Annotated in this window: 12 protein-coding genes; 4 read left to right on the top strand and 8 right to left on the bottom strand. The window is 64.9% G+C overall.

Annotated features, from left to right (window positions below):
- Window positions 1–67 precede the first annotated feature (67 nt).
- Window positions 68–1,861 (bottom strand): potassium/proton antiporter, encoded by a 1,794-nt coding sequence (locus tag AC0L2F_RS08470; protein WP_473248098.1) that lies wholly within the window; start codon window positions 1,859–1,861, stop codon window positions 68–70.
- Window positions 1,862–2,296: 435 nt separating this feature from the next.
- On the opposite strand from AC0L2F_RS08470, the gene AC0L2F_RS08465 reads away from it, so the two are divergent.
- The 3 genes from AC0L2F_RS08465 to radC all read left to right on the top strand — a co-directional run bounded on the left by AC0L2F_RS08465 (window position 2,297) and on the right by radC (window position 5,380).
- Complete coding sequence (locus tag AC0L2F_RS08465; RefSeq protein ID WP_473248097.1) at window positions 2,297–3,613, top strand: mechanosensitive ion channel family protein; 1,317 nt, start codon at window positions 2,297–2,299, stop codon at window positions 3,611–3,613.
- A 128-nt stretch (window positions 3,614–3,741) separates the two neighbouring features.
- Window positions 3,742–4,560 carry a type I methionyl aminopeptidase gene (map, locus tag AC0L2F_RS08460; protein ID WP_007604952.1) on the top strand — a complete coding sequence of 273 codons (819 nt, stop codon included), beginning with the start codon at window positions 3,742–3,744 and terminating at the stop codon, window positions 4,558–4,560.
- Between the two features lie 106 nt (window positions 4,561–4,666).
- Window positions 4,667–5,380, top strand: a complete 714-nt coding sequence (gene radC / locus AC0L2F_RS08455; protein ID WP_063994523.1) for a RadC family protein — start codon at window positions 4,667–4,669, stop codon at window positions 5,378–5,380.
- On the opposite strand, the gene AC0L2F_RS08450 is transcribed toward radC, so the two are convergent.
- Window positions 5,377–5,697 (bottom strand): glycine zipper domain-containing protein, encoded by a 321-nt coding sequence (locus AC0L2F_RS08450; protein ID WP_007604950.1) that lies wholly within the window; start codon window positions 5,695–5,697, stop codon window positions 5,377–5,379. The two genes, radC and AC0L2F_RS08450, sit on opposite strands and share 4 nt — an antisense overlap.
- 161 nt (window positions 5,698–5,858) lie before the next feature.
- A complete protein-coding gene (locus AC0L2F_RS08445) occupies window positions 5,859–6,233 on the bottom strand; it encodes a hypothetical protein (protein ID WP_007604949.1) in 375 nt (124 codons plus the stop codon).
- Between the two features lie 251 nt (window positions 6,234–6,484).
- Here AC0L2F_RS08445 and AC0L2F_RS08440 point away from each other — a divergent pair, with 251 nt between their 5' ends.
- Window positions 6,485–7,873 (top strand): peptidoglycan-binding protein, encoded by a 1,389-nt coding sequence (locus tag AC0L2F_RS08440; protein ID WP_473248096.1) that lies wholly within the window; start codon window positions 6,485–6,487, stop codon window positions 7,871–7,873.
- A gap of 67 nt (window positions 7,874–7,940) precedes the next feature.
- Here AC0L2F_RS08440 and AC0L2F_RS08435 read toward each other — a convergent pair whose 3' ends face one another.
- The 5 genes from AC0L2F_RS08435 to AC0L2F_RS08415 are packed head-to-tail and all read right to left on the bottom strand — an operon-like array spanning window position 7,941 to window position 12,300.
- Window positions 7,941–8,633 carry an AprI/Inh family metalloprotease inhibitor gene (locus AC0L2F_RS08435; protein ID WP_007604946.1) on the bottom strand — a complete coding sequence of 231 codons (693 nt, stop codon included), beginning with the start codon at window positions 8,631–8,633 and terminating at the stop codon, window positions 7,941–7,943.
- Window positions 8,633–9,622, bottom strand: coding sequence for a 2-hydroxyacid dehydrogenase (locus AC0L2F_RS08430; RefSeq protein ID WP_007604945.1), 990 nt, complete (start codon window positions 9,620–9,622; stop codon window positions 8,633–8,635). The genes AC0L2F_RS08435 and AC0L2F_RS08430 overlap by 1 nt, the downstream gene beginning before the upstream one ends.
- A complete protein-coding gene (locus AC0L2F_RS08425; RefSeq protein WP_473248095.1) occupies window positions 9,622–10,440 on the bottom strand; it encodes an ABC transporter permease in 819 nt (272 codons plus the stop codon). Before AC0L2F_RS08425 ends, AC0L2F_RS08430 begins: the two co-directional genes overlap by 1 nt.
- Entirely contained in the window at window positions 10,437–11,267 is an 831-nt protein-coding gene (locus AC0L2F_RS08420; protein ID WP_473248094.1) for an ABC transporter ATP-binding protein, read from the bottom strand. Before AC0L2F_RS08420 ends, AC0L2F_RS08425 begins: the two co-directional genes overlap by 4 nt.
- 10 nt (window positions 11,268–11,277) lie before the next feature.
- Window positions 11,278–12,300 carry an ABC transporter substrate-binding protein gene (locus AC0L2F_RS08415; protein WP_007604942.1) on the bottom strand — a complete coding sequence of 341 codons (1,023 nt, stop codon included), beginning with the start codon at window positions 12,298–12,300 and terminating at the stop codon, window positions 11,278–11,280.
- Window positions 12,301–12,428 lie beyond the last annotated feature (128 nt).

Below are 12,428 nucleotides of genomic sequence, written 5' to 3'. Positions count from 1 at the left end.
CGCCAGGACGACATCGGGGAGGCATGTCGCTTCAACGATTCTCACGGCCACGACGCGCGAAACGCCGCTAAACTCCCGCCACCGAGCTCCACAAATCCGCCAGCTTGCGCCGCAGCGCCTGCCTGCGCGTCAGCGGCGGGGGCGTTTCCTCGTCTTCCGGCAGGCGCAGGCCGACGACGTTGACGCGGCCACCGGAGATGGAGCGCGCCACAAGCACGATCGGATCCAGCACGAGCTCCGCCCCCTCTTTCGGCGCGCGGTCGAGATGCACGTCGAAATAATCAGCGAGCGTGTGCCAGCTCTCGTCCTCGCTCACCTTCACGCCGTAGATCTCCGCGAGCTCGGCGAGCGTGTGTTCGCCGGAGACCATGAAGTCGCCCAGCAGATGCGGGTCCGGCGCCGAGCTCGGCTGCATGTCGACGAAGAAGCGGTCGAGCGATTCGGCCTTTTCCGGCGGCGCCAGCAGATAGATGTAGTCGCCAGGCGCGATGGGCTCGGCTTCAATCGGCGTCAAAATGCTCTCGTTGCGTATCACCAGCGTGGGCTTCGACCAGGACGGGATCAGGCCGCGGCGAAAATACAGGCTCTTCGGCCGCACCGGATAACCGACGAGCTGCTGCTCGAGCTGCCCGGGCAGATCCAGTTCGACGCGGCGCGGGCCGCGCTCGGCGCGCGGCAGCGCCACGTGCAGCTTGCGCGCGGCCGGCGCCAGGGTCCAGCCTTGCAGCAGGAGCGAGATGATGACGACGACGAAGGCGACGTCGAAATAGAGATAGGCCTTCGACAGCCCGACCAGCATCGGGATCGAGGCCAGGAAGATCGCGACCGCGCCGCGCAGGCCGGTCCAGGCGATGAAGATCTTTTCACGCCAGTTGAAGCGGAACGGCGCCAGGCACACGAACACGGCGATCGGGCGCGCCAGCAGCATCAGGACGAATGCGATCCCGACCGCCGGCAGCACGCTGCCGCCGAGCCGGCTCGGCGAGACCAGCAGGCCCAGCAGCACGAACATCACGATCTGCGCCAGCCAGGTCGCGGCGTCCAGGAAGGCCACCACCGAATTATGCGCGCGCGTCGGGCGGTTGCCGATGATGATACCCGCGAGATAGACCGCGAGGAAGCCCGAGGCGTGCATGATCTGCGAGCCGCCGAAGATGACGAGCGCGGCGGTGGTGACGAACGGCGCATGGAGGCCCTGCGGCAGCGCGACCTTATTGAGCGCGATGACGACCAGACGCCCGCCGATGACCCCGACGACGGCGCCCAGCACGGCCTCCTGGGCGAACTCCATCATCACATGCGCGGCCGTGCCCGTTCCCAGCGAGATGTATTCGACCAGCATCAGGGTCAAGAAGATCGCGAAGGGATCGTTGGTGCCGGATTCCACCTCCAGCGTCGCGCCGACGCGCGGGCGCAGGCGCAGGCCCTGGGTATGCACGAGCAGGAACACTGCGGCCGCGTCGGTCGAGGCCACCACGGCGCCGACCAGCAGCGACTCCGTCCAGTTGAGGTCGAGCGCATATTTCGCGAACGGCGCCGTGATCAGGGCGGTCAGCAGCACGCCGACGGTCGCGAGCACCATGGACGGCGCCAGCACGGTGCGGATGCTGGCAAAGCGAGTCCGCAGGCCGCCGTCGAACAGGATCAGTGCGAGCGCGACCGAGCCGACCAGATAGGTGGTTCGGACGTCGTCGAACTGTAGCTGTCCGGGACCGGAATCGCCCGCGAGCATGCCGATCGCGAGGAAGACGAGCAGAAGAGGCGCGCCGAAGCGCAGCGCAAGCAGGCTTGACAGGATCCCGGCCAACACCAGGACGGCGCCGAGCAATATGGCGAGGCTGACAGTGTCGAGGGAAGCCATGCGGTGCTGCGGTTACTCCGGGAGATCGACGATTTCAGTCAGGCGGCCACCGGCCGGGCACTCCCTCGCCCCGCTTGCGGGGAGAGGGTGGGGTGAGGGGGAGCCTCCGCGGGGGTGGTGACAGTGGGACTCGCGGAGAGTCCCCCTCACCCGAAATTCAAGCTGCGCTCGAATTTCGACCTCTCCCCGCAAGCGGGGCGAGGTGAAGTGTGCCGCGACCAACAGATTTGCCCGTCTCGAAAACATGCGCTTCAGCATCCTTATCGTCGCTACCCCTGCACGCCAACCCATTTTCTCCCGCTCGCGGCAATCTGCCCGCGTTTTGCGGCCTTAACGCACTTCACTTGGCGGTGTATCGGTGGTCCGGCCGGGTCCTTTATGGGATTCTCCGGCGCGCTCGAATCAACACCTCCCGCCCGCTTCCCGACGAGACCGATGGACATGGACCTCAAAGACTTCATGGAGTTCGTGCAGACCACCGCGCGCAGCGTCGGGGCCGAAATCTCCTCGCCCTGGTTCTACCTGCAATTCGGGCTCATTCTGGCCGCGGCCGGCATCGCCTATGCCACGGAAGCCGCCGTCCGCAGCCGCGTCGACATGACCTCGCTGGCGATGCGCTGGCCGCTGCCGCTCCGGCACTTCGCCCGGGTGATGGTCGCCAGCGCCTCGACGGCGGCGTTCACGCTGCTTGTGATCGTCTCGCGCGTGGTCATGTACCACGCGACCTGGCCGAGCCGCAGCTATCTCCTGATGGTCGCCGCCAAGCTGGGGTTGGCCTGGCTCGCGATCCGGCTCTTGACCTCGGTGCTGCGCAACGCCTTCATCGTCAAGCTGGTGTCGATCACAGCCTGGTTCGTCGCGGCGCTCTCGATCCTCGGCGAGCTCGATGCGACGGTCGACCTGCTCGACTCCTTCGCCATCGTGCTCGGCGGCCTGCGGCTGACGCCGCTGCTGGTGATCAAGGCCGGCGCGCTGCTGCTCATCGCGCTCTGGCTCACCAACATCGCCAGCAATTTCGCCGAGAGCCGGATCAACTCGACCACCGATCTGACGCCATCGGTACAGGTGCTGCTGGTCAAGATCATCCGCATCGGCCTGCTTGCGGTCGCGATCGTGATCGCGCTCGGCACGGTCGGCATCGATCTCTCGGCGCTCGCGGTGTTCTCCGGTGCGGTCGGCGTCGGCATCGGTATCGGCCTGCAGAAGATCGTCGCCAATTTCATCTCGGGCATCATCCTGCTCGCCGACAAATCGGTGAAGCCTGGCGATCTCGTCACCATCGGCGACAACACCGGGCGGATCAGCGCGATGAAGACGCGCTATATTTCCGTCGCCGCCGGCGACGGCCGCGAGTTCCTGGTGCCGAACGAGGATCTGGTGACGCAGAAGGTCGTCAACTGGACCTACACCGACAAGAACACGCTGGTGAAAATCGCCTTCGGCACCAATTACGACGCGGACCCGCGGCTGGTCTGCAAGCTCGCCGCCGAGACCGCGGCCGCGCATCCGCGCGCACAGAAGGGCAAGCCGCCAAACTGCATCCTGACCGAATTCGCGGAAGCCGGGATGAAGTTCTCGCTGACCTTCTGGATCGCCGACCCCGACGGCATGGACAACGTCAAGAGCGACGTGATGCTGGCGCTGTGGGACGCCTTCAAGCGCGAGGGCATCCGGGTTCCCTATCCCGTGCGCGAAATCCGCGTCCGCGGCGGTGCCCTCCCGGTGGAAACCATCATGGAAGTCCCGAATTGAGCCGGCTTTTCGGCGCATGCGCGCCAAGCTTGGCTTGCATGAAGGCTCGCGATCATTAAATTAGGGCCTTAAATCAGACCCTTGCGCCCACCTCGATACCGGCCCCGTGCCGAGAAGACCGCATCCGCATGAGCTACGTCGAAGCTACCGATACCTCGCTGCGCAAGACCGGGCAGATCAAGCTGCATGGGCCAAGCGCCTTTGCCGGCATGCGCAAGGCGGGAGCGCTGGTGGCGAAGTGCCTCGACGAGCTCACCGACATCGTCGGGCCGGGCGTTCCGACCGAGCGCATCGACCAGTTCGTCCGCGACTTCGCCTTCAGCAACAATGCCTATCCGGCGACGCTGATGTATCGCGGCTACCGCTATTCGACCTGTACCTCGCTCAACCACGTGGTCTGCCACGGCATGCCCGGCGACCGTCCGCTGAAAGAGGGCGACATCGTCAACATCGACGTCACCTTCATCGTCGACGGCTGGTACGGCGATTCCAGCCGGATGTATGCGGTCGGCCCGATCGCCCGCAAGGCCGAGCGGCTGATCGAGGTGACCTATGAGGCGATGATGCGCGGCATCGCCGCGGTGAAACCCGGCGCCACCACCGGCGACATCGGCCACGCCATCCAGAGCTTCGTCGAGCCGCAGGCCATGAGCGTGGTGCGCGATTTCTGCGGCCATGGCCTCGGGCGCATGTTCCACGACGAGCCGAACATCATCCATATCGGCCGGCCCGGCGAAGGCGTGCAGCTGAAGCCCGGCATGTTCTTCACCATCGAGCCGATGATCAATCTCGGCAAGCCGCATGTGAAGATCCTGTCCGACGGCTGGACCGCCGTGACCCGCGACCGCTCGCTGTCGGCGCAGTTCGAGCATTCGGTCGGCGTCACCGCCACCGGCGTCGAGATCTTCACGCTGTCGGAGCGGCACGGCGAGAAGCAGATCGGGTGATGGCCCGGCTGACGGCTGACCTTCGGGCCGCTGGCTGGCGTGAACCGGATTTGACGCCGCAATTGACGGTTGCAAAAACGATTGCCCGCGGCAATGCTGGCGGCCGATGCCCGCCAAGACCGACCACGACAAAAGCAAACCCGAAGAAGCGCCGCACTATCTCGGCCATCGCGAACGGCTGCGCGAGCGCTTCTACAGCGCGGGTGCGGACGCGCTCAGCGACTACGAGCTGCTGGAGATGGCGCTGTTTCCGGCGCTGCCGCGGCGTGACACCAAGCCGCTGGCGAAGTCGCTGATCAAGATATTCGGCTCGTTTGCCGAGGTTGTGCATGCGCCGGTGGCGCGCCTGCGCGAGGTGGACGGCATCGGGGAATCCGCGATCCACCAGCTCAAGCTGATCGCGGCGGCGTCGCATCGCGTGGCCAAGGGCGGAGTCAACAGCCGCAACGCGCTGTCGTCCTGGAACGAGGTGATCGACTATTGCCGCACCAGCATGGCGTTTGCCGAGAAAGAGCAGTTTCGCCTGCTGTTCCTCGACAAGCGCAACCAGCTCATCGCCGACGAGGTGCAGCAGACCGGCACCGTCGATCACACCCCGGTCTATCCGCGCGAGGTGATCAAGCGCGCGCTGGAATTGTCCGCGACCGCGCTGATCCTGGTGCACAACCACCCCTCAGGCGATCCCTCGCCGTCACAGGCCGACATCCAGATGACCAAGGCGATCATCGACATCGCAAAGCCGCTCGGCATTTCGGTGCACGACCACATCATCGTCGGCAAGAGCGGCCATGCGAGCCTGCGCGGGATGCGGTTGATCTAGTAGCAGTATCGCGGGTCGACCGGGACATAGGAGCCGTCCCGGCGCTGCATGTAGCAGCCGCGCTGATAGGCGTAATAGCCAGAGCGGCGGCGTTCGCCCTCGGAGGCGATCGCAGCCCCCGTACCGGCACCGACGACGGCGCCGATGGCAGCGCCGCGGCCTCCGCCGATGGCGCCACCCACGATCGCTCCGCCGACGCCGCCGAGGATGGCACCGCCAATTGCGTCCTGCGCCGCCGCCTCATGAGCAGGCATCGCCATCACGACTGTCAGACATGCCGCGATAGCGAAACTTCCAATGCGAAGACCTCGAAGCATGCTCGCCCTCCCCTGTGGTCAGACAAGTGATAGCGCCGCAGCCGGATTCGGACCAGAAGAATCACCACGCCGGGACCCGGCACTTCTCGCGATGGCGTCGGAGGCTCGGCTGGAAGGCGGCCCAGACCATGGCGCGCGCGCCGCGGGCCAGCCGATTCATCTCAAGCATCGATCCAGCGCTGCACGGCCTCGGCGGTGTCGGCCGGCGTGGTGTTGAAGCAGATCGCGGCGTCAGGCGCCAGGCGGTGGACGAGGTTGAGCACCTTCTCGAACAGCAGCAGGCGCTCCCTAGGCTCGCGCAGCCCCGCGCCGATCACGATGCAGTCGAAATTCTCCTCGCGCAACGCTGCCGTCACAGCGGCTTCCGCCGCGGCATCGAGATCGATCAGGCAACTCGTGACTTCGTAACCGAGATCGCGCAGGCGCAGCAGCTGCGCATCGATATAGTCGCGCACGAGCGCCGGCGTGAGCTGCGGGAATGCACTGTAGTCCGCGTTGCCGGGTTCGATGCCGATCGCGAGGACGCGCGTGGTCATGCTGAGCTCCTTGCCGGACTGCCTCGCGTCGCTAACCGAGCAGCGGCCCTCTCGGTTCCCTCACCGGCGGTCGCCCTGATCCCGGTCCTGCCGCTCATTTTCCCGGCGAGGTTGTAACCCACTTCACACGCGGCGGCGCGGCGGCCTGCCAGACTTGCGGGAGATCACGCTGGCCTCGCGCCCTGATCACGGCACTGGTCCATTTCGACTGACGCGCAGTTGCGAAAATCCATTCATTGCGGGAGCGGAAAATGATTTCATTCGAGAGTCTGAAAAGCGAATACGAGGGCAATTGGTCCAATCTCGAGATCCGGCCTTCACGCCTCTCCGACGCGAACGCGGTCGCGCGCAAGGCCATCAACGGCAAGGCGACCTATCAGCAGATCGAACGGCTGACCGGCGTCCCCTGGTATTTCGCTGCCCTCTGCCACTACCGCGAGTCCAATTTCGATTTCGACACCTACCTCGGCAACGGCGAAACGCTTCATCGCGCCACGACCATCGTTCCGAAAGGGCGCGGCCCGTTTGCCACGTTCGTGGACGGCGCCGTGGACGCCTTCAGAATCGAGAATTTCATCGGCGCTCACGACTGGGGGATCGCGCGGATTCTGTTCCGGCTCGAAGCGTTCAACGGCTTCGGCTATCACGCCAAGGGCTGCAATTCGCCCTATCTCTATGGCGGTTCGACGCTGTATGGCCCGCCCGAGGCAAGGGCTGGCAAATTCGTCCGCGATCATGTGTTCGATTCGAACCACGTCGATTCCCAGCTGGGCACCGCGGTGATCCTGCATGCCATGATGTCGCTGGATTCCTCGATCACCCTCGACGGCAGCCCGCAATTCGCCAGCCGCGCGGAGCCGGAGGACGACGCGGCGTCGACGATCGTTCTCATGCAGCAGGCGCTCAACAAGCTCGGCGCCAATCCGCCGCTCGCCGAGGACGGCATCAGCGGACCAAAGACCAGAACCGCGGTCTCGCAGTTTCAGCAGCAGAACGGCCTGAGGGATACCGGACTTCTCGACGGCGCCACGGTCGCCGCCCTCACGCGCGCTGTGCAGTCGGGCCCCACCGGATCGAGCGGCGATGTGTCCAGAATCATGAAGCGGCTGGAGGATCTCGCGCAATTGCTGCGGCCACCGGTCGGCGCCGTGATCCCGGCAACGACGACATCGGGCAATACGCTGCCCGCCACCAATGATCCGATCAGCCTGTTCGAACGGCTCTTCTCCCTCGTCAACAAGACCGCCCCCATGCCAGGACCCCTCACCCCGACCAGCCCCGCTCCCGTCGATCAATTGAAGCAGGTCGTCGACCTGCTCGGCACCTTGCTCAACCGGGACGGCAAGCCCGTCCTCGGCCAGGTCAATGGCGCGCTCGGCGATACCATCGGCAAGATGCTCGACGGCAAGAAGACCGCGCTCGGCATCGGCGGCTCGCTGATCACGGCGCTGCTCTCGTCAGTGACCGCGAGCCCCAACGCAGGCGGTATTGCCGGACTGCTCGGGACGCTCGTGTCGGCCGTGCCGGGCCTCGGCCAGTTCGCGATGCCGATCTCGCTGGCGCTCACGGCCTGGGGCGTGCTTGGCAAAATGGAGAAGTGGGCCCAAGGCACCGCGCCGCCGCCCAGGCCGACGACCTAGCCTGAGGTCATCCTTCGAGACGCCCGCCTATGGCGGGCCCTCAGGATGAGGTCGCGTTTTGCGGCGTCTACTGACGCAGCATGATCAGGGGATCGGCGGTATCGGGGACGCGCCGCCATTGCGCGTTGTCGTCGGCCTCGAACTGCCAGGCCTCACCGGCCTTCGACAGCAGGATGATCTGGCCGCGGTCGAGCCGCCATTGCGTCGGGTTGAACTGCGCGATGGCCGCATCGCATTTCGGCTTGAGGAAGACCTGGAAATTGTCCGGCCCGGCTTCCGTGTTGGTCAGCGTCAGCCCGCAGACAGGCTGGCCGTTGCCGCGCACGATCGACCAGTCGCCGATCATCTGGTCCATCGACTTCGCCATCGAGCGAGCGGCGGCGAGGTCTTGCAGGATGTAGACGCCCTCGCCCTGCCGCAGGCCCTCGAAGATGCCGGCCTCGACCTCGGTGAAGTCGATCACGGCTTCACCGCTCGCATCCTGCAGGCGGACGATGTCGAGACCCCTGACGCTCCAGGCGACGATGTCCTTGGTGAAAGGCAGCGCGGCCTTGCAGGCCGGCTCCAGCTCGAGCTTGAAGCCTTGAGCAGCAGTGTCGGCCTTGAGCGTGACGACGCAGGTCTTGCTGCGCTCGGTGGTCGAGAGCTCCCACTGCCCGGGCATTTCCTTCTTCAGGGTCGTCGTATCCTGCGCCAACGCGATGCCGATCGCGGCCAAGTAGGCCGCGACGGCGAATGCAACGACCCGAAGAGCTCTCATCAGCGCCCCTTGAAAGGCGTTTCCGCAACCGGCGTCAACGGCGCCTTGCCTGAGAACCAGGACTTAAGATTGTCGACCACGAGCTGGTCCATCGCATTGCGCGTCACCACCGAGGCCGAGCCGATATGCGGCAGCAGCACCACGTTCTGCATGGTCTTGAGCTCGTCCGGCACATTCGGCTCGGCCGCGAACACGTCGAGACCGGCGGCAAGGATGGTGCCGGACTTGAGCGCCTGGACCAGCGCAGGTTCGTCGATCACCGAGCCGCGCGCGACGTTGACCAGCACACCGCGCGGGCCGAGCGCCTTCAGCACTTCGGCGTTGATCATCTTGTTGGTCGAGGCGCCACCGGGCACGATCACCATCAGCGTGTCCACGGCCTTCGCCATCTCGATCAGGTCGGGGTAATGTTTGTAGGAGACGTCCTTGGACGGATTGCGGGTGTGATAGACCACCGGCACCAGCGAGGCATCGAGCCGGCGCGCGATCGCCTGTCCGATCCGGCCCATGCCGACGATGCCGACCTTGCGATCGCGCAGCGAGCCGACGCTGAGCGGATAGTTCTGGGTCTGCCAGAGACCGGAGCGCACATAACGGTCGGCCTTGATGAACTCACGCACCGTGGAGATCAGAAGCCCCATCGCGACGTCGGCGACCTCCTCGGTCAGCACGTCGGGCGTATTGGTCACGATGATGTTGTGCTCGGCGGCGTATTTCGCGTCGACGTGGTCGTAGCCGACGCCGAAGCTCGCCACCATCTCGATCTTCGGCAGCTGCGACAGCGAATCCCTGTCGGCGCGCACGGTGTGATAGGTCACCGCCACGCCGCGGATCTTTTCGCGGATCGCCGGCGTCAGCCGCTCGAGATCGCCCCGCGTCTCCGCCTTGTGCACGACGAAATGATCGGAAAACCCGTTCTCGAGGATCGGCCGGACCGGCCCATAAATCAGAAGGTCGATCTTTTCGGACGAAATCGAACCGGTGGTCATCAGTTGTCCTTTCCAAGCGCGCTCTCGTGCCAGCGCCGTAAAACGAGGTGGGAAACTAGCGCCAGCACCCCATAGATGACAATCCCGGCCAGCGATAACAGCAGCAGCGCTGCGAACATGCGGGGTATGTTCAAGCGGTAGCCGGATTCTGCGATCCTGTAGGCGAGCCCGGAGCCGGCGCCGGCCGTTCCCGCCGCGATCTCGGCCACGACCGCGCCGATCAGCGACAGGCCGCCGGCAATGCGCAGGCCGCCGAGAATATAGGGCAGCGCCGCGGGCAGCTTGAGAAAGCGCAGGGTCTGATGCGGCGAGGCGCCATAGAGCTGGAACAGGCCGGCGAGGTTGCGATCGACCGAATTGAGCCCGAGCGTGGTGTTCGACAGCACCGGGAAAAAGGCGACGATGAAGGCGCAGACCACGACCGCGGTCTGTTGCTCCAGATAGATCAGCAGCAGCGGCGCGATCGCGATGACCGGCGTGACCTGAAGCACTACGGCATAGGGGAACAGCGATGCTTCTACCCATTTGGACTGATTGAACAGCAGCGCCAGCGCGATGCCGCCGATGCTGGCCGCGACAAAACCTTCAAGCGTGGTCAGCAGCGTCGCGGCGAGCGACTGTGACAGCACCGCCCAATCCTTGATCAGTGTCACGAATATGACGGAGGGCGCCGGCAGCACGTAAGGCGGGATGTCCTTGATGCGGACCACGAGCTCCCAGGCGAGCAGGCCCGCCGCGAACACGATGACGGGCAGCATGAAGCGCACCGCGCGTTGCGCACCGGACGGCTTCGCAGTGACGGAAGCTTGCGCGTTCATAGCGTCGACTGCCCTGCATAGGACGGCGCCAGCGCCGCCGACACTTTGCGGCAATAATCGGAATAGGCGACTGAAGTGCGAAACTCCTCGCCACGCGGCTCGACCGTCTCGATGCGGAAGTCGGCCTGGATGCGGCCCGGCCGCGCCGTCATGACCACCACGCGCTGCGACAGATAGACGGATTCGAACACCGAATGCGTGACGAAGATGACGGTCTTCCCAAGCCTGCGCCACAGCGCGAGCAAATCGTCGTTGAGGCGGAAGCGCGTGATTTCGTCGAGCGCGGCGAACGGCTCATCCATCAGGAGGATGTCAGGGTCGGTGACGAGCGCGCGCGCCAGCGACACCCGCATCTTCATGCCGCCCGAGAGCTCGCGGGGAAAGGCGTCGACGAAATCGGCAAGCCCGACGCTTGCCAGCGCCTCGTCGGCACGCGCGCGCGCTTCCGCCTTAGGAACGCCTGCGAGCTTCAGCGGCAATCGCACGTTCTCGCGTACGCTGGTCCAGGGCATCAGGGTTGGTTCCTGAAACACGAAGCCGATGCCATGTCCTGGCTGAACTTGACCTGGCTGCGCATCACCCACGCGACGCGCCAGCCTCACGATACCGGATGACGGCGCGCTGAGCTCAGCAATCAGCCGCAGCGCGGTGGATTTGCCGCAACCTGACGGGCCCAGCAGCGAAATGAACTCGCCCTTGCGCACCGCAAGATCGAGCGGGCCGAGCGCCAGCACGCCGTTGTCATAGGTCTTCGTCACGCCGCGCAGGCTGACAGCCAGGGCCGTCAGGCCGGTCTCGGCCCCCGCCGACGTTTGGACTGATGACATCGGCCTTGCGCTACGGCTTGCTCGGGCGCAGCTCGGCGCCGACGCCCTTGTTGACGAAGCGCAGCGTATAGGATTTGCGGAAATCGAGGTCCGCCTTCACCACGCCCGCCTTCACCATCTTGTTGAAGAAGGAGGTGTAGCGCTCGTCGCTCATCGCGCCGATGCCGTTCTTCAGCGAATCGCCGGAATCAACGATGCCGTATTCCTTCATCTTGGCGACGGAATAGGCGAGCAGCTCGTCGGTCATCTCCGGATTGAGCTTCTTGATCATGGCGTTGCCGGCGGAATTGTCGCGGTAGATGTAATTGTACCAACCGACCATGGAGGCATCGACGAAGCGCTGCACCAGATCGGGCTTCTTCTCGACCACGTCGCGGCGGCTCTCGATCAGGGTCGAATAGGTGTTGAAGCCGTAATCGGCAAGCAGCAACACGTTGGGCTTGAAGCCGGCGGCCTTCTCGACCGCGAAGGGCTCGGAGGTGACGTAACCCTGCATCGCGCTCTTGGGATTGGCAATGAAGGGCTGCGGATTGAAATTATAGGGGCGAACGTTCTTCTCGCTGAAACCGTATTCGGATTTGAGCCACTGGAAATAGCTGGTCATGCCCTCCTTGGAGACGAACAGCGTCAGCGGCTTGAGGTCCTCGATCTTGGCGACCTTGGCATCAGGCTGCGTCAGCATCACCTGCGGATCCTTCTGGAACACCGCGGCGATGGTGACGACCGGGACGTTGTTGGCGACCGCGTCGAACGACATCAGCGTGTTCGCGGCCATGAAGAAATCGATCTTGCCGGCGATCAGAAGCATCCGGTTGTTCTCGTTGGGCCCACCGGGAACGATGGTGACGTCCAGCCCATATTTCTTGTAAGTGCCGTCGGCGACGGCCTGGAAAAAGCCGCCGTGCTCGGCCTCGGCGACCCAATTGGTGCCGAAGGTGACCTTGTCCAGCGTCTCGGCGCGCGCCGGGGCCACCGAGACGAAAGCGGCCATCAGGCCCGCCGTTAAGGCTCGCCGCAGATGAGAGGGGCTCATGGTGGGACTCCGTCGATCGCTTCTAGCCGATGTCCAAGCAACGCGATAAAACCGCAAGACATTCAGGGACGCGAGCCGGCCTGGCCCGCGTCCCCTGATACCCCAAATTACGCGACAAATTCGGGCAA

The sequence above is a fragment of the Bradyrhizobium sp. Ken64 genome (genome assembly GCF_055807555.1).
Note: the sequence above shows the minus strand (reverse complement) of the source record. Positions and strands in the feature narration are given on the sequence as shown.